21 protein-coding genes and 1 tRNA gene are annotated in these 23,237 nt (G+C 66.2%); 8 read left to right on the forward strand and 14 right to left on the reverse strand.

Annotated elements, in window-relative coordinates; genetic code table 11:
- Positions 1–86 precede the first annotated feature (86 nt).
- Positions 87–851, forward strand: coding sequence for a PEPxxWA-CTERM sorting domain-containing protein (locus KTC28_RS22860; protein ID WP_255602013.1), 765 nt, complete (start codon positions 87–89; stop codon positions 849–851).
- A gap of 36 nt (positions 852–887) precedes the next feature.
- On the opposite strand, the gene KTC28_RS13130 is transcribed toward KTC28_RS22860, so the two are convergent.
- The 6 genes from KTC28_RS13130 to KTC28_RS13155 form a co-directional block, all read right to left on the reverse strand.
- A complete protein-coding gene (locus tag KTC28_RS13130; protein WP_216707601.1) occupies positions 888–1,367 on the reverse strand; it encodes a hypothetical protein in 480 nt (159 codons plus the stop codon).
- Complete coding sequence (locus KTC28_RS13135; protein WP_216707602.1) at positions 1,364–1,921, reverse strand: lytic transglycosylase domain-containing protein; 558 nt, start codon at positions 1,919–1,921, stop codon at positions 1,364–1,366. The genes KTC28_RS13130 and KTC28_RS13135 overlap by 4 nt, the downstream gene beginning before the upstream one ends.
- A gap of 43 nt (positions 1,922–1,964) precedes the next feature.
- On the reverse strand, positions 1,965–3,620 hold the full coding sequence (locus KTC28_RS13140; RefSeq protein ID WP_216707603.1) for a DEAD/DEAH box helicase: 1,656 nt from the start codon (positions 3,618–3,620) through the stop codon (positions 1,965–1,967).
- Between the two features lie 97 nt (positions 3,621–3,717).
- The gene (locus KTC28_RS13145; protein WP_216707604.1) at positions 3,718–4,113 is read right to left on the reverse strand and encodes a hypothetical protein; all 396 of its coding nucleotides are present in this window, start codon (positions 4,111–4,113) and stop codon (positions 3,718–3,720) included.
- 440 nt (positions 4,114–4,553) lie between these two features.
- Positions 4,554–4,988 carry a peptide-methionine (R)-S-oxide reductase MsrB gene (gene msrB, locus KTC28_RS13150; protein WP_255602449.1) on the reverse strand — a complete coding sequence of 145 codons (435 nt, stop codon included), beginning with the start codon at positions 4,986–4,988 and terminating at the stop codon, positions 4,554–4,556.
- Between the two features lie 177 nt (positions 4,989–5,165).
- Positions 5,166–6,320, reverse strand: a complete 1,155-nt coding sequence (locus KTC28_RS13155) for a zinc-binding dehydrogenase (RefSeq protein WP_216707605.1) — start codon at positions 6,318–6,320, stop codon at positions 5,166–5,168.
- Between the two features lie 224 nt (positions 6,321–6,544).
- On the opposite strand from KTC28_RS13155, the gene KTC28_RS13160 reads away from it, so the two are divergent.
- Together KTC28_RS13160 and KTC28_RS13165 are read left to right on the forward strand one after the other, a co-directional pair.
- Positions 6,545–7,606, forward strand: coding sequence for a histidine kinase dimerization/phosphoacceptor domain -containing protein (locus tag KTC28_RS13160; protein ID WP_216707606.1), 1,062 nt, complete (start codon positions 6,545–6,547; stop codon positions 7,604–7,606).
- Positions 7,607–7,724: 118 nt separating this feature from the next.
- Entirely contained in the window at positions 7,725–10,130 is a 2,406-nt protein-coding gene (locus KTC28_RS13165; RefSeq protein ID WP_216707607.1) for a TonB-dependent receptor, read from the forward strand.
- Here the strand turns inward: KTC28_RS13165 and KTC28_RS13170 are convergent.
- From KTC28_RS13170 to KTC28_RS13180, 3 genes are all read right to left on the reverse strand, one after another.
- Positions 10,127–11,266, reverse strand: coding sequence for a T6SS phospholipase effector Tle1-like catalytic domain-containing protein (locus tag KTC28_RS13170; RefSeq protein WP_216707608.1), 1,140 nt, complete (start codon positions 11,264–11,266; stop codon positions 10,127–10,129). The genes KTC28_RS13165 and KTC28_RS13170 overlap by 4 nt on opposite strands.
- A gap of 167 nt (positions 11,267–11,433) precedes the next feature.
- A complete protein-coding gene (locus tag KTC28_RS13175) occupies positions 11,434–12,243 on the reverse strand; it encodes a 2OG-Fe(II) oxygenase (protein ID WP_216707609.1) in 810 nt (269 codons plus the stop codon).
- Positions 12,244–12,380: 137 nt separating this feature from the next.
- Positions 12,381–12,471, reverse strand: a tRNA-Ser gene (locus tag KTC28_RS13180).
- Positions 12,472–12,601: 130 nt separating this feature from the next.
- Here KTC28_RS13180 and bioB point away from each other — a divergent pair.
- Positions 12,602–13,594 carry a biotin synthase BioB gene (gene bioB / locus KTC28_RS13185; protein ID WP_216707610.1) on the forward strand — a complete coding sequence of 331 codons (993 nt, stop codon included), beginning with the start codon at positions 12,602–12,604 and terminating at the stop codon, positions 13,592–13,594.
- Here bioB and KTC28_RS13190 read toward each other — a convergent pair.
- Positions 13,591–14,301 (reverse strand): hypothetical protein, encoded by a 711-nt coding sequence (locus KTC28_RS13190; protein ID WP_216707611.1) that lies wholly within the window; start codon positions 14,299–14,301, stop codon positions 13,591–13,593. The genes bioB and KTC28_RS13190 overlap by 4 nt on opposite strands.
- Before the next feature lie 136 nt (positions 14,302–14,437).
- A complete protein-coding gene (locus KTC28_RS23480; RefSeq protein ID WP_439650099.1) occupies positions 14,438–16,624 on the reverse strand; it encodes a flagellin N-terminal helical domain-containing protein in 2,187 nt (728 codons plus the stop codon).
- A 114-nt stretch (positions 16,625–16,738) separates the two neighbouring features.
- Between KTC28_RS23480 and KTC28_RS13205 the strand changes: the two genes are divergently transcribed.
- Entirely contained in the window at positions 16,739–17,371 is a 633-nt protein-coding gene (locus tag KTC28_RS13205; RefSeq protein ID WP_216707612.1) for an RluA family pseudouridine synthase, read from the forward strand.
- Between the two features lie 25 nt (positions 17,372–17,396).
- Here the strand turns inward: KTC28_RS13205 and KTC28_RS13210 are convergent, their stop codons facing one another.
- Positions 17,397–18,908 carry a DUF1254 domain-containing protein gene (locus tag KTC28_RS13210; RefSeq protein WP_216707613.1) on the reverse strand — a complete coding sequence of 504 codons (1,512 nt, stop codon included), beginning with the start codon at positions 18,906–18,908 and terminating at the stop codon, positions 17,397–17,399.
- A 100-nt stretch (positions 18,909–19,008) separates the two neighbouring features.
- Here KTC28_RS13210 and KTC28_RS13215 point away from each other — a divergent pair, with 100 nt between their 5' ends.
- Genes KTC28_RS13215 through KTC28_RS13225 form a run of 3 tightly spaced genes read left to right on the forward strand, consistent with a single transcriptional unit; the run spans position 19,009 to position 22,044 of the window.
- Complete coding sequence (locus KTC28_RS13215; RefSeq protein WP_216707614.1) at positions 19,009–20,184, forward strand: acetyl-CoA C-acetyltransferase; 1,176 nt, start codon at positions 19,009–19,011, stop codon at positions 20,182–20,184.
- Positions 20,181–21,086, forward strand: a complete 906-nt coding sequence (locus KTC28_RS13220; RefSeq protein WP_216707615.1) for a crotonase/enoyl-CoA hydratase family protein — start codon at positions 20,181–20,183, stop codon at positions 21,084–21,086. The genes KTC28_RS13215 and KTC28_RS13220 overlap by 4 nt, the downstream gene beginning before the upstream one ends.
- 31 nt (positions 21,087–21,117) lie before the next feature.
- Positions 21,118–22,044 carry an alpha/beta fold hydrolase gene (locus tag KTC28_RS13225; protein ID WP_216707616.1) on the forward strand — a complete coding sequence of 309 codons (927 nt, stop codon included), beginning with the start codon at positions 21,118–21,120 and terminating at the stop codon, positions 22,042–22,044.
- On the opposite strand, the gene msrA is transcribed toward KTC28_RS13225, so the two are convergent.
- Positions 22,041–22,703 (reverse strand): peptide-methionine (S)-S-oxide reductase MsrA, encoded by a 663-nt coding sequence (gene msrA / locus KTC28_RS13230; protein ID WP_216707617.1) that lies wholly within the window; start codon positions 22,701–22,703, stop codon positions 22,041–22,043. The two genes, KTC28_RS13225 and msrA, sit on opposite strands and share 4 nt — an antisense overlap.
- A 13-nt stretch (positions 22,704–22,716) precedes the next feature.
- Entirely contained in the window at positions 22,717–23,223 is a 507-nt protein-coding gene (gene msrB, locus KTC28_RS13235; RefSeq protein WP_216707618.1) for a peptide-methionine (R)-S-oxide reductase MsrB, read from the reverse strand.
- Positions 23,224–23,237: the final 14 nt, after the last annotated feature.

The raw sequence follows: 23,237 nt of genomic DNA on the forward strand, positions 1-23,237 counted from the left end.
TGTGTCCGTATCGGTCATAGGCGTAACGATTATCCTTCCGTCTACGCAACATTCGGGTATGGCTCGGACATCAGGGGGGTTCTTATATGTTTAGGCTAATGATTTTTGCAGGGCTGGCTTTGGCCATCCCGTCGATTGCCTCGCCGGTCGAGGCGGGCACGGTGATCGTACCGGGGGAAAATGCGGCCCTCGAAAGCGAACACAATGCAAACTCGCCATTTGGAAACACGTCTTCATCCGGCTTCGTCACGCAGATCGCCTACGGCGCGTCGCAGCTTTCGAGCGTCGCCGTCGGCACGATGATCACCGGCATCGGCTTTCGAATGTATTCGGAATACGAATCGAACGATCAGGATCTCAATTACACGTCGTTCGATATTCAGGTTGGCACGTCGTCGAACACGATCGCAGGATTGAGCCGGACCTTCGACAATAACCTCGGCGGCGACACGATCACGGCGCGGTCGGGCGCGCTGAGCATCGCCGCGGGCACATTCATCGGCGACCAGACATACAACCCGTTCTATACGATCAGCTTCACCACACCGTACGCCTATCAGGGCGGTGACCTGCTGATCACGATCCGCGACACGCTTGCCGACGACACCGTCGGAGCCTTTGTCCCGCTCGACGCGGTCTCGCACAGTGCAACGCTCGGCTCGGTTGGAACCACTGGCTCGGCGACTGCGATCAAGGGGTTTGCGAACTTCTTCTACATTCCCGTAACGCAGCTGACCTTCGTGTCGACTGCGGTACCCGAGCCGGCGAGCTGGCTTTTGATGATCGTCGGCTTCGGCCTCGTCGGCAGCGCCCTGCGGCAGCGCAGTTTCAACGCTGCCCGTATCGGCTGACCTCAGCGCCGCCGAAGCGACGCTCGGGGAGCGATATCACGGCGTCGCCCGGCGCACGAAACGGTCGTGCCGCCACGTCCAGCTGACGCGGTGGAGCGGAGCCGACGGCGGGTCGCGGTCGCCGCGCTCGGTGGTGCCGACGACCGTCGTGCCATCGGTCGCGGTGGCGAATGACGGGGCGCCGCGTGACGCCGCCTCCAGGACTTTGCGCACTCCGCGCGCGTCGATCGCGTAAGCGCGGACGCGGTACCCTGAGCCGCCGCCCCACGTCGTGAAGACGAGATTGTCGCCGTCCCACAGGCGGAACAGCCCGAGCGGGGCGTCGTCGACCGCTTCGGTGAAATGGACGGCAGAGCGGCACGCGGCGATGCAATCGATGTGCAGCGCCCCTGACGTCGTCGCACCGCCGCGTTCGACCGCGATGGCATAGCTGGCGCTGCCGATGTCGACATCGAGGCGCGCGGCGGGCGGGGCGGCGGCTACCGCAACGGCGGCGGCAGCGAGCAGGGCAATCAAAATTTGCCGATCGTCGCCGCGAGTTCGGCCATCGGGTCGCCGCCCTTGGACAGCGCGGTGAGGCGGCTGTTGGCGGCGACGATCGACGTCGCATAACCGGGGCCGGTGCCATAGCCGTCGAGGCCCTTGGCGACGTCGCCACCGGCGCGGTCGATGCGCAGCTTGAGGTAGCGGGTGGCCAGCTTGATATTCGCCGCCCCCGACGTCATCGCCGTGAAATCGCTCTTGGTCTTGTCGACCCGGTCGACCTCGGTGACGGCGGTGCGCGTAATTTGCATCAACCCGGTCGCGCTCGATCCCGCGACCTTGCTCTTCTCGAGCGGGTCGAACCGCGATTCCTTGTAGATCACGGCGATGATCAGCGTGTCGGGCTGCCCCGAGACATTGTTGGCGCTGACCAGTGCCGCGATCTCGTCGTACGATAGACGATGGCTGAGAGAAACGCTGTGCTTGCGATGCGGGGCAGCATGCGGTGACGCCGGAGTTGCCGACCGATGGCCAGGCGGCGTCGACGGTGCAGCGGGCCGATGCAGGCGATGATGCGTCTCGCTCATGCCGCCAGTCTAACGTGGCAGCAGTGGCCGCGCCAGCCGCCGCCTACCGCCTGGCATAACCCCGCTGCCCGCCGCCGCCTGCTGGCGGACCACGCCGTGGCGTGCGGTTCGGTTCGGGTGCGTCGCCGACCGGCTCGATCGCAACATCGGGGTCGCCGTCGTCGGTCTTCTTGAGCGACTGGACGAAGCGGGTCGCGGCGGCGCGCGGGATTTCGAAGCGGGTCTCGCGGTCGAAGATGCGGATTGCGCCGATCTCGCGCTTGGTCAGGTGCCCGCGGCGGCAGAGGTACGGCAGCAGCCAGCGCGGGTCGGCATTGTTGTTGCGTCCGGCGTTGATGCGGAACCAGACGGTGTCCTCGAAGCCGGGACGCGGACCATCGGGGACAGCGCGCGCGGCGGGGCCGGTGTCGGACAGGTCTTCGGGGGCGGGGAGGCGGGCGCGTTGCAGGCGGAGCAGTGCGGCGGCGATGTCGACCGCGGGCTTGGCGGCCATCAGCGCTTCGGCGGCTTCGCGCTCGTCACCGGCGTCGGCGACCTCGTCGAGCATCCGCTCCTGATCCTTGGCGTAGATCGCCTCGGCGGTCGGGGCGTCCATCCATTCGGCGCGGACGTTCGCGGCGCGGAGCAGGCTCTCGGCGCGGTGGCGCTTGGGGTAGGGGACGAGAACGACGCACACGCCCTTCTTGCCCGCGCGCCCGGTGCGGCCCGAGCGGTGCTGGAGGACTTCGGCGTCATGCGGCAGTTCGGCGTGGATGACGAGGCCGAGGTCGGGGAGGTCGATGCCGCGCGCGGCGACGTCAGTGGCGACGCAGACGCGGGCGCGGCGGTCGCGCAACGCCTGAAGTGCATGAGTGCGGTCGGCCTGGCTCAGCTCGCCCGACAGCGCGACCGCGGCGAACCCGCGTTCGACGAGGTTGGCGTGGAGGCGGCGCACGCCCTCGCGGGTGCTGGCGAAGACGAGGGCGGCACCGGCCTCGAAGTATCGCAGCGTGTTGACGACGGCGACTTCGAGGTCGTTCGGGGCAACGCGGATCGCGCGATAGTCGATGTCGCTGTGCTGCTCGCGGTCGTTCGCAGTGGCGATGCGGAAGGCGTTCTTCTGGTAGCGCTTGGCGAGCGTCTGGATCGGCTTCGGCAGCGTCGCCGAGAACAACAGGGTGCGCCGTTCGGCGGGTGTCGAGTCGAGGATTTCCTCGAGATCCTCGCGGAAGCCGAGGTCGAGCATCTCGTCGGCTTCGTCGAGGACGACGACCTTGAGGCTGCCGGTCGCCATCGTGCCCCGCTCGAGATGGTCGCGCAGGCGGCCGGGGGTGCCGACGACGATATGCGAGCCCTGCTGGAGCGCGCGCGCCTCGCGGCGGATTTCCATGCCGCCGACGCAGGTCACGACGATGGCACCCGCATCCTTGTACAGCCAGTCGAGTTCGCGGGCGACCTGGAGCGCGAGTTCGCGGGTCGGGGCGATGACGAGCGCGAGTGGTTCGGCAGCGCGCGGCAGGCGTTCGGCGTCGCCGAGCAGGGTGGGGGCCATCGCGAGGCCGTACGCGACGGTCTTGCCCGACCCGGTTTGCGCCGAGACGAGCAGGTCGCGCTCCTGCGCCTCGGGAACGAGGACGCCCGCCTGGACCGGAGTCGCCGTCGCGTAACCGCGCGCGGCGAGCGCCGTGCCGAGCGCGGCAGGGGTGGTCGAAAAGGGCATTGGCAGGGGCTTTCGCTGGCGGCGCGGCGACTATGCGCTGCGCGAGCGGTCAGCCCTTAGCGCAAGCCCGGTATTTTCGCAACCGGAGGTGCGCTCCTCAGTCGAGGCTGGCAAACTGGACCGTGTCATTCGATGCGGCGAGGGCGATCTGGGTCGCGGCGGTGTTGGCGGCAACCTCGGCCTGCGACACGAACATGACATTGTTGACCACCTGTCGCGGCGTCATCGGCACGTCGGAGACGATCTTTGTCGGGCTCTGCTGCCCAGGGCGAACGAAGTTCGACTCGTAATAATAGCCACGCGTGGTGTGCGTCGAATAAATGCGCAGCGCCGCGGGGTTGCTGGTCGTCGCGCCGAGCGTCGCGGCCGCGATCCGGGCCTCGCGCTCGAACCCAGTGACGACGCTGCCGCGGCAGACCATTCCGGCATTCGCCGAGGCCGCAGCCGAGAATGCGACGAGGGCGATCGCAATTGAATTCAGGGAAATTGCCATACTGTCTACCACTCCAATCCAGCCTTGATTGGCCCAATCAGAGTATCGACTATGCAGCACGAGTAATAATACTTGACTAAGGATAATGGTTACGATTGAATAAGCACGAATTAATATGTACGTTACTGAACATGTGAAATATATTAGCAGAATGACGGAACAATATTATCACTAGCGTTTGTTTACCATGACTTTGCATTGTCGAACGCGATTGTCAGCAACTCGGCGCGCGAACGCTCAACGGCGAGCTACAGTTCAATCAGCGATTTAATGTGCATCCCGTGCGTCTTGGGCAGACGAGGCGGCTACACTGAAAGTGCGCCGCGGTGATCGACGGCGCCACCCTGCGCCGGACCACATCGCCGATCTCACTAATTATCGGGTCATCAATTCGTCGCTGAGTTGCCGGACCAGAAATTAGCCCGGCAACTCATCGCCGATTAAACCTGGTCGTCGGGCTCGAAATTCAGCGCGACACCGTTGATGCAGTGGCGCTGCCCGGTCGGACGCGGGCCATCGTCGAAAACATGGCCGAGGTGGCCGCCACAAGTCGCGCAATGGACCTCGGTCCGGACCATGCCGAGGCTGCGGTCGACCGTCGTTGCGACAGCCCCCGGGATCGGCGCAAAGAAACTCGGCCAGCCCGAGCGGCTGTCGTACTTGGTTTCCGACGTATAGACCGGCGTCCCGCACGCGGCGCAGTCGAACACGCCGGTGCGCTTCTCGTTGTTGAGCGGCGACGTCCCGGGGCGCTCGGTGCCGTGCTGGCGGAGGACGCGATACTGGTCGGCCGACAATTCGGCGCGCCAGTCCGCGTCAGTCTTGGCGGCGTCGGTCTTCGCCGCCGTGCCGCCATCCACGCCATGTTCGTCGATCGCAAGCGCCGCCGGGGTCGCGGCATGCGCATCGGGCTCGGGCGCGAAAAAGCCTTTCAGGCCGGATAAAAGTCCATTGTCGCGATCGGTCACCGGCTGCTCCTGTCCCAAGGTCTCGTCGTTCCGAAATGGGCGCGCGCGGTCCGAAATCAACCTTCCCGGCGCGCCCGATCGAGCCTAGGCGGAGGCGACGTCCTTGTGCGGGCAGATCAGGAACTTCTCGCCCGTCGCGCGCCGATTATAGTCGGCGAACACCTTGGGCTGGAGCGCCTCGACGAGCGAGATTTCGTGGGTGTAGTGGCTGGCGAAAGTCGTCGTCAGTTCGGCGACGACGCGGTCCTTGAGCGCCTGCACCGCATCGGGGCCGATCTTGACGAGGAACGGCGTCAGCAAAAAGCCGCCGAGCGCCCAGCTGAAGCCGAAGTTGCGGTTGAGCGTCGTCGGCGTGACGTCGAGACCGCCGTAGATATAGACCTGCTTGAAGCTGTCCGAGCCATAGCGACTGTACGTCGTCATCCGCTTGACCGCCGCGGCCTCCATGCACGTCAACAGCTGCCCGGCGAGCTTGCCGCCGCCGATCGCATCGAACGCGATCGTCGCGCCGGTTTCGACGATCATCGCGATCAACGTCTCGATGAAATCGGGCTGGCTGGAATCCGCGACGTGGATCGCACCGATACCGTGGAGCAGCGCCGCCTGCGCCGGGCTGCGGACGACATTGACGAGCTGAATGCCGTCTTTGAGGCAGATCTTGACGAGCATCTGGCCGAGGTTCGATGCGGCGGCGGTGTGGACCAGCGCGGTGTGCCCCTCGCGGCGCATTACCTCGGTCATCGCCAGCGAGGTCAGCGGGTTGACGAAGCACGACGCTCCGTCGGCAGGCTTGGTGCCATCCGGGAGGACGAGGCAGTCGGCGACCTTCAGGCAACGATATTGCGCGTACATCGCACCGCCGAGCATCGCGACGGTCTTGCCGAGGAGTGCCTGGGCTTCAGGCGATGCACCCGCCTTGACGACGACTCCCGACCCCTCGTTGCCGACCGGCATCGCCTCGCCGATGCGGCCCGCCATCGCGCGCATGCCCGGCGCGGTTACCGGAGCGGTGACCAGCGGCTGGCCGTCGCGGGTCGACACCTGTGCGCCGGTCATGTCGGCGGCGCCGAACAGCAACCCGAGGTCTGACGGATTGATCGGCGTCGCCAGCACCTTGACCACGACCTGATCGGGGCGCGGCTCGGGTATGGGCTTATCGACCAGCGTAACCTCGAGCTGCGCTTCGGCAGTGATGAGCGACGTCAGTTGGAGGCCCGTCGTCGGAGTTGGGTCGGTCATCGCTTGTTCCTTATCTAGACACGCCGAATAGCCGATCGGGCGACGCATGGTTAGCGGCTGTTTCAGCGGTTAAGTCGTGGCAACTTTAAGATGTGCGTAACCGTACATCTTCTGGACGAGCGTTTTGGTCGCGGATACCCATGGGTTGCAAGGGTGTTTCGCGGGCAGACGCATGCCAGATGAACTCGGTCGGAGTTCTTGCGGTGCGTCTTGGGGGACTGCAGATGACAACAGTGCTGCCGCGCTCGCGCGAGGGCCTCGCCTTGGCAGTTGCCACGGTTTCTGCCGCAACGGCATATCTGCTCCTCGTCGAACAGGATCTCACGGTGCTCGCGGTGAGCGACGGCTTCTGCCGCACCTTCGGCATCGACCGGACATCCGTAGCGGGGCGGTCAATCTTTACGCTGGGGTCGGGCGAGTGGGCGACGCCGCTCATATCGTCGATGCTGACCACGACGGTGTCCGGCGGCGGGAACATCGACGCCTATGAGGTCGAGCTTTGTAATACGACACGGGGCGAGTTCCGCCTCAGCTTCGATGCGACCATGGTCCGCGACACCAGTGGCAACGGCGATCTCATGCTTGTCGCGGTCACCGACCCAAGTGAAACACGGATGCGTGAGCGCGAGCGTGAAAGTCTCTTCCGCGATCAAGGCGTATTGCTTCAGGAACTGCAGCATCGCACGGCGAATAGCCTGCAGATTATTGCGAGCGTGCTGATGCAGAGCGCGCGGAAGACGTCGTCGGACGAATTGCGCGGCTATCTCCACGATGCCCATCACCGGGTGATGTCGGTCGCCGAGGTGCAGAAGCAGCTTGCAGTGACGACGCTCGGCAGCGTCGCATTGCGGCCGTATCTCAGCCAGTTATGCGCGAACATCGGGGCGTCGTTGATCTACGATCCCGCCCAGCTCGAGATCGTGGTCGATGCCGAAGACGCGAATGTCGCCCCCGAGCTTTCGGTTAGCGTCGGCCTCGTCGTGACCGAACTTGTGATCAACGCGCTCAAGCATGCCTTTCCCGGGCAACGCCGGGGCCGGATCGACGTCGGTTACCGCTCCACCCCGATGGGCTGGACCCTGACGGTGGCCGATGACGGGGTCGGCATGCCCCGTGAGCGCTCGCCGGGCGGTACCGGGCTCGGCACAAGCATCGTCGAGGCGCTCGCCAAGCAGCTTCGCGCGAGAATCGATATCGGCGGCACGGTCGGGACGAAAGTCACGCTTGCCCACGTCAATCTGCGCGTCGTCGCCGGCACCGAAAGCGAGCTCCGCCGCGCCGTCTAATGTGGTGAGGATTTCCCGAGACCGGCAGGAGCGCGCTGTCACGATGCCGTAACCGCGCTTTCATGCGACTGTCCAACACCCCGCCTAATGCTGCGCTGCGAAAACGCTCCGGGGAATTTTGATAGTGCGGACGATAAACTTGCTGCTGGCATCGACGTCGCTTGCCTGGAGTGCTGCGACGCTTGCGGCGGCCATCCCAACCGACGTCCCCGCCGCCGACGCACCGAGCGCAGACGCAAGCGACGATGTCGGCGAGATCGTCGTCACCTCGCACCGCACCCGCTCGGTCGCCGAAGTCAGCGGCATCGAAATTCAGAAGGTGCTGCCCGGGATCAGCCCGCTCAAGGCGCTGCAGACGCTTCCCGGCGTGACGTACCTGACTGCTGATCCGTTCGGCAACAACGAGCAGAACATCTCGCTCTTCGTCCACGGCTTCAACGCGCAGCAGCTCGGCTACACGCTCGACGGCATCCCCCTCGGCGACCAGACCTACGGCAACTACAACGGCCTGTCGCCGCAGCGCGCGGTCATCAGCGAGAACGTCGGCCGCGTCGTGCTCGCGAGCGGCGCGGGCGACCTCGGCACCGCGTCGACGTCGAACCTCGGCGGGACGATCGACACCTTCACCAGCGACCCGACGAAGACGCGCGGCGTCTCGGTATCGCAGACCGTCGGCAGCTACGACACCTACCGCACCTTCGTCCGCGTCGATTCAGGCGAGTTCGGCAGCGGCAACAGCCTGTATGTCTCAGGCGTCCGCCAGGACGCGCGGGCGTGGGACTTCAACGGCCATCAGGGCGGCTATCAGGCGAACGGCAAGTTCGTCCACGATGACGCCACCGGCAAGTTGACGATCTACGGCGCCTATTCGGACAAGACCGAGCCCAACGAAGACGCGACCGTCTTCACGACCGCGACCGTTGGCACCGCACCCTACGCTCGCCCGTTCTTCTATCCCGATTTCGCCGGCGAAGAGACGTACCTCAGCAGCGGCGCCTACAAGGCGGCCGGATCGAACTACCGTAACTATTACAGCGACGCCCAGCGCACCGACTATCTGGCTTATGCGAAGTACGACTGGAACGTCAGCGACAAGATTAAATGGTCGAACCAGGCCTATTATCATCACGACGACGGCGTTGGTGTCGTCGCCGGACCGATCGATGTCGCCGGACTGCCGGGGCTATTCTCGTTCTACTTCCCCGGCACCGGATCGGCGACGAGCCCGGCGAACCTCGCGCGGCTGACGACGATCTTCGGCGGCTCGGGGCTCGCGGCGCGGACGACCGAATACCGGATCAATCGCGAGGGCTGGATTTCAACCCTCCACCTCAACCTCGGCAATCACGACATCGAACTCGGCGGCTGGTACGAACATCAAAGCTCGTCGGCGTTCCGCCGCTGGTATGCGGTCGACGTCAACAATCCGCAGTCGCCGTACACCCGCCCGCACGACTATGCGACGCCGCTGATCACCCAGTACGGCAGCCAGGTGAAGGTCGACGAGATCCAGACACACATCCAGGATAGCTGGCATGTGCTCCCCGCGGTCACCGTCCTCGCGGGGTTCAAGTCAACCTTCCAGCGCGCGCGGCAGGACGTTCCGGTCCAGCCGATCCCGGGGTCGTTCTCGAATTCGACCGCGCTGCCGGTCGGCAATCTCAACACCGACAAGGCGTTCCTGCCCGAAGTCGGCGCTTTGTGGGACGTCACCGGCAACGAGCAAATCTTCGCCAATGCCCAGCAGAACATCCGCCAGTTCCAAACGAGCGCGGCGTCGGGCCTCTCGCCGTTCGCGCTCGGCAGCCAGCAGGTGTTCGATGCGTTCAAGGCGACGGTCAAGCCCGAGACGAGTTGGACCTACGAGGGCGGCATCCGCACCCACCGCAGCTTTTCGTTCGGGCCGATCACCGGCTTCGAAGGGCAGGCGTCATATTATCACGTCGACTTCTCGAACCGCCTGCTCGCGATCAGCCCGACCACCGTCATCACCTCGATCATCAGCGGCGCGGCGATCCTCGGCAACGTCGGCAGCGTCAAGACCGACGGCGTCGACATCGCCGGAACGCTCCACTTCGGGTCGCACTTCTCGATCTACGACGCGGTCAGCTATAATAATTCGCGCTACGAGGATAATTACTCGGTCGGCCTCGCGTCGACCGTCGTCCCCACCGCGGGCAAGAAGGTCCCGGGGTCGCCCGACTGGCTCAACAAGACCGTCGTCAGCGCCAATTACGGCGGCGTCGACGTCCAGGTCATCGGCGACTATCTCGGACGGCGCTTCGCAACGTACACCAACGACCTCTCGGTCCCGGCGTATTTCACTGCGAGCGCGCGCGTCGCCTACACACTGCCGCTGAGCCCGAGCTTCCCGGTCCACAACGCGACGATCAGCGTCAACATCACCAACCTGACCGACAAGAAGGCAGCGTCGACACTGTCGATCGGCGCGGCGAACGGCACCTACAATGCCTTCCCGCTGCCGCCGCGGCAGGTGTTCGGCACATTGGCGTTCGGCTTCTAGCCCGCGAGATAGTCCGCCCAACGCTGCAGCGGCTCGGGGCGATACGTCGCGAGGCCGCGCCAGCGACGGACGGCAGCGTCGGCGATCTCGTCGGTGGCTGCCGGGCCGATCCGGTCGTGCTGGCCGCTCGTCGCGAGGACGATGTCGCCGATCGTGCGGTGTGCGATGGGGAAGGGGGCGACCGCGTCGGCGGCGTCGCGGTAGATCTCCAGCAGGTCGTCGTCAAACGCCAGTCCGGCGGCGACCGCGCCCCCGGCGATCCACAGCAGCGGCAGGATCGAGATGCCGCCATCGTCCTCGCCGCCGCCGACCGAGCCGTGGTGTCCGGGAAACCAGCTTTGCTGGTACGGCCGATCGCCCGGCGTCGCGCCGGTGACCCCGGCATTGGCATTGAGGTCGGCGAGATTGTCCCACAGGCACGGCGCGAAGCTCGCGCGGCGCTCGTCGATCGCGACCGCGTGGCGTGCGCTGACGACGAAGCGCGACAGGCTCTCGTCGTGGAAGCGGTACTTGTCGTTGAAGCTGTCGGCGAACGGCAGGCTGTCGGGGACGCCGAGCGAGCCGACGGTGTCCCACACCCCGAGATACTGGATCGACGCCTCGGTCTTTCCGGCCTTGTCCGCAGGCGTCGTCCGCTTTGGATCGGCCTCGCGCGGCCGGAGGAAAAGTGCGGCATCGTAACAATTATTGCGGCGAAACACCGCCGTCTCCACCGCGTCCTTGCTGTGGTTGCGGTAGATGTCGATCGCCTGATCGATCAGCCCGATGTTCTGCCGCTTGAGGATCCACGCCCGCCGCAGCAGCCCCCCAAGGCTGCGCGCTGTATACGCCCCGCGCGAAAAGCCGAAGATGAAGATGCGGTCGCCGGGACAATAATTGAGGCAGAGGAATTCGTACGCCCGCGCGATCTTGTCATCGAGCCCTTCGCCGAACGCCCCGCCAAGGATGCGCTGCGCCTTGTCGAGAATGCCGTTCCCGACGCCGACACCGTCGTCGTAATAGACCACCTGCACTGTGTCGCGCCCGTCGATCCGGCTGAACGGCGTCACCGCGCGGGCGAGGCGCGTGACGTTCGTCGGATAACGCTGGCCAAGGTTCTGCCACGTCCCGTCACAAAAAATAGCGATATTCTTCATCGGACGCTCCGGCGGTTGGGCCGCGAGGTTGAGCGCCTCGCATGGCGTTACAACTCGACACTTGCCGACGGATCGGCTGGCTGCCAGCACTCCGCCGCCGAAACTAGCATAGCCGAGTACGATGCCCGATGTCGCTTATTATCCGGCGCGTTCTACGAGCGGCTAAACTAACGGCGATAGATGTGCGTTGTCGCGGCGGCGCCGTGCGGCAAGATCATTCGCACGGCATTGCGGGCGAATGCGTCGGCCTGCAGCACGAGGTCGACGACAGGTTGCTCGGGACGACCGCGGAACGATGTGACGTGAAAATGCTCGACGCCTTCGGTCGGCTGGCTGGCGAAGTAATAATTGCTCACGCAGCAGCGCTTGGCATCGGCGACAACCTTGTTCACCGAATGCCACGATTCGCGGCCCGTCGACATCAGGACCAACCTGTTGAAGGCGCTGACAAACTCTCGCGGCTGGCCCTTAGGCCCGTCATCCCAGACTTCGAGGTTGCCGCCACTTGCCGTGCTCCAATCCGGCGACACGTAGAATAGCGAGTTGATCGCACGATATAATAGTCGGTCGGCGTCGTGAGAATTATCGAGATGCGGGTTGAGAAAGCTGCCTTTCGTCATCACGCTGATGCCGCCCGCATACAATTTATCGTCGGGAATGAGCGATCGAATGCCGGTAATCTCGCTAACGGCATCGACGACATCAACGTCCTGAAAAGCGAAAACTGCTTCCTCCAGCAAAGGATCATAGGCGTCCATCTGTGCCGCGACGTGCTTGTCTTCGCGGATGGATCGGCGATGACGCATCGTTGCCGCGTCCGGGAAGGCATCGAAAATTCGCATCGCCAGGTCGACCGGCAGGACTTTATCAACGGCACAGGCATGGACATTATTTGATCGAAAGGCCGCTTGTAGCCGGGGCGTATCGGCCTTCAAGCGGGCGACAATATGACGTGCAATCTCGATCCGAGTAATCATGTCGGAACCGTATCGTTCTGTCGTGAAACTGTACAGACGTTTCGGTAATGAAACGGGATTTATCGAGTTTTATGGCTTCGCACTGGCACAGGTTTGAAGCAGCACACCAGCCGCCGTCGATCGTGCGGATAATGAAATGGCGGATCGGCAGGGATTCGAACCCTGGAGGAGCTTTTGACCCCTACACACTTTCCAGGCGTGCGCCTTCGACCACTCGGCCACCGATCCGTTGCCGGGGGCGGTAGCATGACCGCCGCCGCACGGACAAGTCACGAGCTTCGGGGACCGGGCCGGGTTACCCGGTTGCGCATGGCAAATGGTTGGGCGACAAGCCGGTCGAACCGATGCCGGAGCGATTATGACCGAGACGACGCGAACCGACTGGACCCGTGCCGAGGCCGCCGCGCTGTTCGACCTGCCGTTTGCCGACCTGATGTGGCGCGCGCAGAATGTCCACCGCGCCAACTTCGCGGCGAACGAGGTCCAGTTCAGCACATTGCTGTCGATCAAGACCGGCGGCTGCCCCGAGGACTGCGGTTATTGCAGCCAGTCGGCGAAGTGGGGGACGGGGGTCAAGGCGGAGAAATTGATCGACGTCGCGGCGGTGCTCGACACCGCGCGCGCGGCAAAGGAGGCGGGGGCGCAGCGTTTCTGCATGGGCGCGGCGTGGCGCAATCCCGCCGACCGGCACATCCCGGCGCTCGTCGAAATGGTCGAGGGCGTCCGCGCGATGGGGCTCGAGACGTGCATGACGCTTGGGATGCTGAGCGACCCGCAGGCCGAGGCGCTCGCTGGCGCTGGGCTCGATTACTACAACCACAACCTCGACACCTCGCCCGAGCATTATCCCGAGATCATCACGACGCGGACGTACGACGACCGGCTCGATACGCTGGCGCGGGTCCGCGCGGCGGGGATGAACGTCTGCTGCGGCGGGATCATCGGCATGGGCGAAAGCCGCAGCGACCGGATCGGGCTGCTCGTCGCGCTGGCGACGCTGCCCGAGCATCCGCAGAGCGTGCCGATCAACGCGCTGGTACCGATCGCGGGCACGCCGCGCGGCGACGCGATGCTGGTCGGAGAGAAGCCCGCGATCGACGGCCTCGAGTTCGTCCGCACGATCGCGGTCGCGCGGATCATGATGCCGCGGTCGGTCGTGCGGCTGTCGGCGGGGCGCGAAGCGATGTCCGACGAGACGCAGGCGTTGTGCTTGCTCGCGGGGGCGAACTCGCTGTTCGTCGGCAACCGGCTGCTGACGACATCGAACCCCGAGGCTGACCGTGACGCGGTGCTGTTTGCGCGGCTCGGGGTCGTGCCGATGGCGATGGAGCGCGCGAGCGAGTTTGCCTAGAGCCGCGTGATTGGGCCCGGGTGAATCTTGAAGGCACCCGCCAGCGTCGCAAACACGTCCATGCTCAACTGCGAGTAGAGCGACCACGATCCGGCGCGCCGGACGCCGATGACGTTCGCGTGGCCCGGATATTCGCTTCGTCCGAAGGTGCGGAGCGGGTCGGTCGGCGCTGCAGCGAAGCGTCCACCAGTAATCAGCCGGTTCTGCAAGGCAATCGCGGCGATGCCGGTGCGCGGCCTAACGTGGGTAGTCCACAGGTTGGCACCATGTGTCGACCAGCAGAAGCAGCATCCCGACAATTGTCCGGTGAACATCAGCCCGTCGCCGCTGGCGTCGAGCAAAAAGTAGGGCATAGCCGAGACATCTCCTTGAAGATCAAGGATGCCGACGTCGACGGCATCGTAATTTACCATCGGCACGACATGGGCGGACAAGATTGTTGCTCCATTGACGGAGACGCCGGGCTGGATCATCCAGCTGGAAATTTCGCGCTGATGCCCGAACAGTCCTGGCCGCGTTGCCCCAAGGTGGCCGGTGACGGCGCCCTGGATAGGCGGCATATCGCCGTCGCGCTTGTTGATGTTGAACTGCTGAAGGTTTGCCGCATTTTGGCTCGGAGCGTTTCCGCCGGCGCAATTGATCGGATAATATTTGAGAAACTCGGCAGGGCTGGTGAGCAACTTCGTCCGCGCGTCAGCACTGTCCATGACCGATCCCCCTGTAGCGTCCCTAGGCCGAAGTCGTTACGGCATCGTAAAGCACTTTGAAGCAAGGCCCAGAAAATAAGGTGCCCGACGGAAGGGGTCCCGCCGGGCACGATCGCTCCGGTCTCTTCGCTCGGCGTTACTGCAGCAGTGTCATCACCTGCTGCTGCGAGTGGTTCGCCTGTGCCAGCATTGCCTGCGCCGCCTGCGACAGGACCTGGTTCTTCGCGAGGTCGGTCGTTTCTGCCGAGAAGTCGGCGTCGACGATCCGGCTGCGCGACGAGACGAGGTTGGTCGAGGTCGAGGTCAGGTTGTTGACCGTCGCCTCGAGCCGGTTCTGCACCGCGCCGAGGTTGGCGCGGTCGAGCGACACCGACGATAGCGCCGAATCGATCGTATCGAGCGCGGCGTTGGCCCCGTCGGCGCTCGACAAGTCGATGTCGGCGATCTTCATCCCGCCCTTGTCGGCGCCGTAGCTATTGCCCTCGAAGCCGAGCTTGGTGAAGTTCGACGCCGCGCCGAAGCCGAGCGAGCCGGTGGCGACGTCGATGGTCTTCGACGAGCTCAGCGACACCGTCGAGTAAGCGGTCGACACGGTGCCGGTCGCGGGAGCCGTCGGGTCGGTGATCGCGGCGACGGTGTAGGCGGTGGCTGTGCCGCGAACCGTGACGCCGCCGAGGCCGAAGTTGGCCGCCGCGCCTTCGTCGGAGTCGACCGAGATGCTGATGTTGCGTCCGTCCGCCGCGGTCAGCGCCAGCCCGCCCTTGCCGTTGTCGCTCGCCGCGACCCCGGTCAGGCCGGTGTATTTGTTGATCTCCTTCGCCACCGTGTCGCGCGTTGCCTGCTGCGAGACGCCGGCGGTGAGGTCGACGTCGATCTGGACGCCGTTGATCGCGATCGTCGCGGTTGCACTGGCGGCGATCACCGACGTCGTCGTGCCGTCGAGGGTCAGCGCATTGGCCTTGGCGGTGACCCCGGTCGCCGCGGTCGCCGCATTGATCGCGGCGGCGATGGCGATCGCGCTGCCCGCCTTCTTGCTCGTGTCGGCAAGTTCGTTCGACGCCGTGTCGTCGCTGGCGGCGGCGGCGCGGATGGCGACGCCGTTGATCGTCAAATCGCCCGAGTTGAGGGTCGAGGCACCAGCGACGGTCGCGGCGACGGCGCGCGCGTCGCTGCTCACCGACGAGACGCCGCGCTCATACGAGCCGAGCGCAAGCCCCGAGTGGCTCAACTGGCCTGCCGAGGTCGAGCCGATGACGACCGGGGCACCGTTCTGCGAGATGAGCGAGATGCTCGCCGACTGCGCGCCGACCTTCACGCCCGAGGCGGCGGCGGTAAGGCCGGTGACCGAGGCGACGATGTTGCGCCCATCGGCGGCCTCGAGGCGGATGCCGGCTGTGTCGTCGCCGGTGTCGATCGCGCGGACCCCGGTCTGCCCGGTCATCAGGTTGATCGCATTGGCGACGAGGGTCCGGCTGGCGGCGGCGTCGATCGTCGTGGTGACCGCGGCGGTGGTCTGGCCGTTGATCGTGATCGTGCCGGTCGTTGCGGCGGCCGTCATCGCGGTCCCGGTCATCACCGTCTTGCCGACGACGGCGGAGACCCCGGTGTCAGCGGTCGAGCGGTTGATCGCGGCGGCCTTGGCGAGCCCGCTGGCGGCCTTTTCGCTCGATGACACGCTGTCGTCGTCGGCGGACGATGCGCCGATCGTGACGCCGTTGATCGTCAGGTCGCCGGTCTTGAGCGACTCGTTGGCGGTGAGGTTGGCGGCGGTCGCCTGGAACGCGCCGGTCGCGCTGAGCGCGGCGCTGGCGCCGGTGCCGAGATCGCTGGTCCGGGCCGAACCGATGCCGAACTTGACTGTTTCGCCGGCGCGGCTGCCGGTCTGGAGGGTCAGCTGCTTGGCCGATCCGTCGAGCAGCTTGATGCCGTTGAAGTTGGTCGTCTTGCCGATGTTGTCGATTTCGCTGGTGAGCTGCTTGACCTCAGCCTGCATCGCCTTGCGGTCGTCAGCGGTGACCGTGCCCGTCGCGGCCTGGACCGACAGTTCGCGCATCCGCTGGAGCATATTGGTGACTTCGCCCATCGCGCTTTCCGCCGTCTGCGCGAGGCTCATGCCGTCGTTGGCGTTGCGCGTCGCGACCGCGAGGCCGCGGACGTCGGCGGTCATTCGCTGCGAGATGGCGAGGCCGGCGGCGTCGTCCTTCGCGCTGTTGATCCGCTGCCCGGTCGACAGCCGCTCCATCGCGGTCGCCATGCCGGCCTGCGCCATGCGCTGGCCCGATTGCGCGGTCAGCGCCGAAAGGTTGGTGTTGATGACGGTCATTGGCGTCGCTCCTGTTCGAAGGTCCCCCGGCCACCGCTAAGGTGCGGGGGGCCGATGGACCTAAGAGCGACGCTGCCCGCGACTTGTTTAATCCGCTGTGGCACAAGGCGGCCGATGGACCTGACACGCCGCATCCTCAAGATCGACGCGCACCTGATAATCCTCGACAAGCCGGCGGGGCTCGCGGTCCATCCCGGGCCGCGGACACCGCACAGTCTCGAGGCGCATCTCGTCAGCTTGCGCGAAGGCTTCGTACGCTCGCCGCAGCCCGCGCACCGGCTCGACCGCGACACCAGCGGCTGCCTTGTGCTGGCGCGGCACCCGAAAGCCCTGAAGCGGCTGACGCAATTGTTCGAGGCGGGGCGGATCGGCAAGACGTACTGGGCGCTGGTCGATGGCGCGCCCGAGGGCGGCGATACCGGCGTCGTCGACGCGCCGCTGTTCAAGGTGTCGACCGCCGCCGATGGCTGGCGGATGGTGGTCGATCCCCGCGGGAAAAGCGCGCGGACGCGGTGGCAGGTGCTCGAGCGGGGCGACCGGAGCCTGATCGCCTTTATGCCGGAAACCGGGCGGACGCATCAGGTCCGGGTCCACGCCGCCACGCTCGGCACGCCGATCATGGGCGATCCGGTGTACGGGGCAGGGCAGGGGCCGATGCTGCTCCACGCCCGCGAGGTGATGGTGCCGTACGTCGAGGGCGGGGTGCCGGTTACGGCCGTCGCACCGCTCCCCGAACACTGGCCGTAACCAGCGTCCGGGGAGAGGGGTAGGCTTAGGGAATGACCTCAGTAGCCTCGACCGGAGGCAGCTTGAACGAGCCGTCGAGGAACCCTGCCTTCGGCAGATACGCGCGGAAGATCAGGCGGAACGGACCCTTCGGCGACGGCAGCCAGTTGACGACGCGCTCGCCCGACGGCGCGAGCGGCTGAACGAAGATATCGTAGCCGCCGTCACGCTCGGCGCGAATTTCCGGGGTGCGGTCGCCAATGGCGAAGCGCTTCGACGGCGTGTCGACGAAGTACAGGTGGCCTGCGGCGTCCGCCTGGTACATCGTCAGCGACCAGAACGCGCCGACCGGAAGCTGCGCGGGCAGATGGACGGTGTACGCCTTCGCCCCAGTCAGCGGCGCGCCGTCCTTGTCCTTGGTCGCGGTCAGGTAAATCGCCTCGGTCTGCGGCAGCGCGCCGAGGCCGCCAAGTGCGACGCGCGCGCGGTCGGCGTCGTCGCTTTCGCCGTAGTGGCCGATGCCCGGGCCGGGGTAGCTCCAGCCGTCGATCTCGGTGCCGGTCTTGGTCAAGCCGCCCTTGAATTCGGCACGCAAGGCCGGGAGCGACTTGGTCCACAACGCCATCGTCGCCGGACGCACCGACGTCGGATCGATCGCATCCGGGGTTACGCCGAGCGCGCTGAGTTCGGGCCGTGTGCGGACGGTGTGCGCCAGCGGCGAACGCGCCAAAGCCTCGTCGACGACGGCGATGAACGTCGCCGCGTCGGGGACGACAACCGGCACCGCCTTGGTCGCGACCGGAGCTGCATGGTCGGCGGGAACCTCGAGCGTAAAGCCCCGGATCAGCCCCGTTGCCGCCGCCAGATCGGCCTTGCCGTCGACGAGCACCCGCACCAGCAGCCACGCATCGTTCGTCGGCGAGCGGAGCACCGTCATGTTATCCGGCGGGGTCCCGTTCCACCCCGGACCGACGATCAGATAGCGACCGCCCTTGCCGCCGGTGCGCGTCCCGACGATCGCGACGTTGTTGGTGAACACATCCATCAGCGCCACGCTATGATACCGCTTGGGGAGCGCCGGAGCCTCGAGGATCACCGGACCGCCCGCAAGGTCGAGCCATGCGCTCGAATACAGCGTGTCGTTGTTCGGCGTCGTCACGTCGCGGGTGGTGGCATCGGCAAGAACGGTCCGCGCGTACAGCCGGTTGACCCCCGGCGCGCCCATGCTCTCGGCCTTGGCGATCTGGAGGTGGCGCGTTCGCATCATCTCGTAGAACGGGAGCGCGAAGGCGTACGCCGCGCGGAGCTGCGCGATCCCGATCGGACCGGCAGGTGCCGCTACGGCCTCTGCAGGCGGGGCTGCGGGGATTTCTGCAGCGACGACCGGAGCGGCAGGCGCAGCGGCAACCGGAGGTGTTGGCAATGCTGCAACCGGCGCGACCGGCTGCGCAACTGTCTTGGCTTTATGCTTGCCGAACAACGGCGTGTGCTCGGTCTGCGCCAGCGCCGGGGCAGTCAGCGCGCACGCCAGGAGCAGGGTAATCGCCTTCGCCGTCATCGTCGGGTTTCCTCGGGGAATTGTGCCCTGCCTATGCCGGGGGGTGGCAAGCGCGTCCAGCCCGGTGCAAGATCGGGTCCAACCTCTGGGGAGAGACACGATGGAAGCCGCCTATATCGTTGCCGCCGCACGCACCGCCGGAGGCCGCCGCGGTGGCCGCCTGACGGGCTGGCATCCGGCCGACCTCGCCGGGCAGGTCCTCAACGCACTCGTTGACCGCGCCGGGGCCGACCCGGCGCTGATCGAGGACGTCATAATGGGCTGCGTCAGCCAGTTCGCGCAGCAGTCGGGCAACGTTGCGCGTAATGCCGTGCTGTCGTCGCGCCTGCCCGAGAGCGTTCCCGGCACGAGCGTCGACCGCCAGTGTGGCAGCAGCCAGCAGGCGCTTCACTTCGCCGCCGCGACGGTGATGAGCGGGCAGATGGACATCGTCATCGCCGCCGGAGTCGAATCGATGTCGCGGGTGCCGATGGGCGCGGCGGCCAAGCTCGCCCGCGACGCCGACATGGGCTCGCCGTTCGGCGGCCCGGGGATGAAAGCACGCTACCCGGGCGTCGCATTCAGCCAGTTCACCGGGGCCGAGCGGCTCGCGGAAAAGCACGACCTGTCGCGCGACGACCTCGATGCGTTCGGCTTCGCCAGCCAGAAGAAGGCGATCGCGGCGGCGACCTCGGGGGCGTTCGACGCCGAGATCGTGCCGGTCGACGTCGTTCTGCCCGACGGATCGAGCGAAGCGCACGTCCGCGATGAGGGTATCCGCCTCGACGCATCGCTGGAGGCGATTCGCGGGGTCAAACTGATCAGCGAGGGCGGGCGTCTGACCGCGGCGACGTCGTCGCAGATCGCCGATGGCGCGTCGGGGGTAATGGTGGTCAACGACCGCGGCCTCAAGGCGCTCGGTGTGGCCCCGCTCGCGCGCATCCACCACATGACCGTCGTCGGCGAAGACCCTGTCATCATGCTCGAAGCCCCGATCGGCGCGACCCAGCGGGCGCTGGCGCGAGCGGGGATGAATATCGCCGATTTCGACCTTTTCGAGGTCAACGAGGCGTTTGCGAGCGTGCCGCTGGCGTGGGTCAAGATGCTCGGCGCCGATCCCGACAAGCTCAACGTCAACGGCGGCGCGATCGCCCTCGGCCACCCGCTCGGGGCGTCGGGGACCAAACTGATGACGACGCTGGTTCACGCCTTGCGCGCGCGAAAGCAGAAGTGGGGCCTGCAGACGATGTGCGAGGGCGGCGGGCTCGCCAACGTCACGATCGTCGAGGCGTTGTGAGCGACTTCACCCAGATCCGCTACGCCGTCGCCGACGGCATCGCGACGATCACGCTCGACCGGCCCGACAAGCTCAATGCGTTTACCGGCACGATGATGGCGGAGCTGATCGCCGCGTTCGACGCTGCCGATGCCGACGACGCAGTTCGCGCGGTGATCGTGACCGGGGAGGGGCGGGCGTTCTGCGCCGGGGCCGACCTCAGCGCCGGAGCGGCGACGTTCGACTACGACAACCGCGCCGACAACCCGCGCGGGGCGTCGCCGGTCCGCGCCGACGGGTCGATCGACTATGTGCATGACGCGGTCCGCGACGGGGGCGGGCGGGTGACGCTGCGGATATTCCAGTCGCTCAAGCCGGTGATCGCGGCGATCAACGGTCCTGCGGTCGGGATCGGCGCGACGATGCTGCTGGCGATGGATATCCGCATCGCCGCCGACACCGCGCGCTTCGGCTTCGTCTTCGCCCGGCGCGGCATCGTCCCCGAGGCGTGTTCGTCGTGGTTCCTGCCGCGGATCGTCGGCATCGCCCAGGCGCTCGAATGGTGCTTCTCGGGACGCGTTTTCCCCGCCAGCGAAGCGCTCGCTGGACGGCTCGTCAGCAAGGTCGTCCCCGCCGCCGACCTGATCGCCGAGGCAATGCGGATCGCTCGTGAGATCGCCGACAATACGGCGCCGGTATCGATCGCGCTGACGCGGCAGATGATGTGGCGGATGCTTGGCGCGGCGTCGCCGATGGACGCGCACAAGATCGACAGCCGCGCGATCTACAGCCGTGGACGCTCGGGCGACGCCAAGGAAGGGGTGATGTCATTCATCGAGAAGCGACCCGCCGCTTTCCCGGAAACAGTCGCCGACGGCATGCCCGATTTCTATCCCTGGTGGGAGGAGCCGCAATACGGTTGACGCGCACGTCAACGTCGGCGACGGATGTGGAATGAGTGAACCCGAAATTCCCGCCCCGCTGGTTGAGTTCGGCGGTGCGGTTCCGCCCGCACCGCCGTGGTTTGCCCGCGCGATCGCCGTCGAGCCCGAGCGGTCGAGGATCATCGTCCATAGCGCGGAAATCGAGATGTTGACGTGGGGCGATCGCGGCAAGCCCGGCTTGCTCCTCCTCCACGGCAACGGCGCGCACGCGGATTGGTGGAGCTTCATCGCGCCATTTTTCGCCGCCGACTACCGCGTCGCCGCTTTCTCGTGGAGCGGAATGGGCGGCTCTGACCACCGCGCGACGTACTCGATCGACGGTTTCGTCGCCGAGATATTTGCGGTCGCCGACGCTGCAGGACTCTACGACGCCGGATTGCCGACGGTCGTTGCGCACAGCTTCGGTGGGTTTCCGATGATGGCGGCGGTCCATTCGCAGGGCGAGCGCTTCGCCGCCGCGGTCATCGTCGACACGCCGTTCCGCCCGCCCGGCGAACCCGGCGGGCGTCCGCCGAATGCGACCAACCGCCCGCACCGCATCTATCCGACGCTGACCGACGCGCTCGCCCGCTTCCGTTTCGCGCCGCCGCAGGGGTGTCCGAACCCGTTCATCGCCGACTATATGGCGCGAAAGTCGCTCGTCGAGGTCGGCGCCAGCGACGGCGGCGGCTGGACGTGGCGCTTCGACCCGTTCCTGTGGCACCGCTTCGAAGTCGGCGATGCCCCCGCGCTGCTCGCCGATCCGCGCTGCCCGGTTGCGCTCGTCTGGGGCGAGCGGTCGATGTTGATGCCGCCGACGCGGATCGCATCGATGCTCGCGCTGCTGCCGCCGGGGACGCCTGCGGTGGCCATCCCCGACGCCGAGCACCACGTGATGGTCGACCAGCCCTTGGCCTTTATCAGTGCCTTGCGCGGTCTTTTTGCCGGCTGGCCTTAACCCTTATACTGCGCCGGGAAGAGCTTCTTGAGCGCGGCAACCTTCGGCATGTCGTTGATGACGATGTACGGGTAGGTCGGGTTTCGCGCGAGGAAGTTCTGGTGATAATCCTCGGCAGGATAGAACGACTTGCCGGTCTCGACCGTCGTCACGACCGGCGCAGGATATGCCTTCACCCGGTTGAGCTGGGCGATATACGCCGCGGCAACCTTCGCTTGTTCGGGCGTCTGCGCGAAGATCGTGCCGCGATACTGAGTCCCGCTGTCGGGCTCCTGGTGGTTGAGCTGAGTCGGGTCGGTCGCGACCGAGAAATAGATGCGGAGCAACTGCCCGTAGCTGACCTTTGCCGGGTCGTAGGTCACGCGGACCGACTCGGCGTGGCCGGTCAGGCCGGTGCCGACGACTTCGTAATGCGCGGTCGCGGCCTTGCCGCCGGCATAGCCCGAGACGACGTTGGTCACGCCCGCGACGTGATCGAACACGCCTTCGAGTCCCCAGAAACAGCCGCCTGCGAGAACCGCGACTGCGGTGCCCTTCGCGGCGGGGGCGTCGATGGCAGGGGCGGGGACGACACGGACGGCTTCCGATGCACCCGTGCGCTGCGTGGCGAGGGTGACGACAACGGCGGCGGCGGCAATGCCGAGAATCAAGTTTTTCATGGCTTTATCCTCTTCAGGCGCGGGTAGGGGCGAAGGTCATCGCGACCCCGTTCATGCAATATCGCAGTCCGGTCGGCTTCGGTCCGTCGTCGAAGACATGGCCGAGGTGACCGCCGCAACGGCGGCAATGAATCTCGGTCCGGGTCATGCCGAGCGAGCCGTCCTCGCGCTGGCGAACCGCGTTCTTCAGCGGCGCCCAGAAACTCGGCCAGCCGGTATGACTGTCGAACTTGGTCGAGCTGGCGAACGCGGGCAGCGCGCACCCGGCGCACGCGAACGTCCCGACGCGATGTTCATCGTTGAGCGGCGAGGTGAACGGCGTCTCGGTACCTTCCTCGCGCAGCACGGCGAACGCGGCGGGAGACAGCTTCGCCTTCCATTGCGCCGGGGTCAGGTTGACCTCGAACTTCTCAGTGGTCGCGGCGCGGGCGGTGAGGCGGCCGCCGAGCAGCGACCACGCGAGCGGAGCGGCAACGGCAGCGGTGGCGAGGTTGACGAATGAACGGCGGCTAACGGGCATAAGGCCTCTGATCA

The sequence above is a fragment of the Polymorphobacter megasporae genome, assembly GCF_018982885.2.
Classification (GTDB): Bacteria; Pseudomonadota; Alphaproteobacteria; order Sphingomonadales; family Sphingomonadaceae; genus Polymorphobacter_B; species Polymorphobacter_B megasporae.

Coding starts and splice junctions, on each gene's coding strand:
- KTC28_RS22860 (WP_255602013.1), top strand. CDS start 87: ATGTTTAGGCTAATGATTTTTGCAGGGCTGGCTTTGGCCATCCCGTCG.
- KTC28_RS13135 (WP_216707602.1), bottom strand. CDS start 1,921: ATGAGCGAGACGCATCATCGCCTGCATCGGCCCGCTGCACCGTCGACG.
- KTC28_RS13170 (WP_216707608.1), bottom strand. CDS start 11,266: ATGAAGAATATCGCTATTTTTTGTGACGGGACGTGGCAGAACCTTGGC.
- KTC28_RS13160 (WP_216707606.1), top strand. CDS start 6,545: ATGACAACAGTGCTGCCGCGCTCGCGCGAGGGCCTCGCCTTGGCAGTT.
- KTC28_RS13215 (WP_216707614.1), top strand. CDS start 19,009: ATGGAAGCCGCCTATATCGTTGCCGCCGCACGCACCGCCGGAGGCCGC.
- KTC28_RS13145 (WP_216707604.1), bottom strand. CDS start 4,113: ATGGCAATTTCCCTGAATTCAATTGCGATCGCCCTCGTCGCATTCTCG.
- KTC28_RS13190 (WP_216707611.1), bottom strand. CDS start 14,301: ATGGACAGTGCTGACGCGCGGACGAAGTTGCTCACCAGCCCTGCCGAG.
- msrB (WP_216707618.1), bottom strand. CDS start 23,223: ATGCCCGTTAGCCGCCGTTCATTCGTCAACCTCGCCACCGCTGCCGTT.
- KTC28_RS13205 (WP_216707612.1), top strand. CDS start 16,739: ATGGACCTGACACGCCGCATCCTCAAGATCGACGCGCACCTGATAATC.
- KTC28_RS13155 (WP_216707605.1), bottom strand. CDS start 6,320: ATGACCGACCCAACTCCGACGACGGGCCTCCAACTGACGTCGCTCATC.
- KTC28_RS13210 (WP_216707613.1), bottom strand. CDS start 18,908: ATGACGGCGAAGGCGATTACCCTGCTCCTGGCGTGCGCGCTGACTGCC.
- KTC28_RS13140 (WP_216707603.1), bottom strand. CDS start 3,620: ATGCCCTTTTCGACCACCCCTGCCGCGCTCGGCACGGCGCTCGCCGCG.
- KTC28_RS23480 (WP_439650099.1), bottom strand. CDS start 16,624: ATGACCGTCATCAACACCAACCTTTCGGCGCTGACCGCGCAATCGGGC.
- bioB (WP_216707610.1), top strand. CDS start 12,602: ATGACCGAGACGACGCGAACCGACTGGACCCGTGCCGAGGCCGCCGCG.
- KTC28_RS13225 (WP_216707616.1), top strand. CDS start 21,118: ATGAGTGAACCCGAAATTCCCGCCCCGCTGGTTGAGTTCGGCGGTGCG.
- KTC28_RS13175 (WP_216707609.1), bottom strand. CDS start 12,243: ATGATTACTCGGATCGAGATTGCACGTCATATTGTCGCCCGCTTGAAG.
- msrA (WP_216707617.1), bottom strand. CDS start 22,703: ATGAAAAACTTGATTCTCGGCATTGCCGCCGCCGCCGTTGTCGTCACC.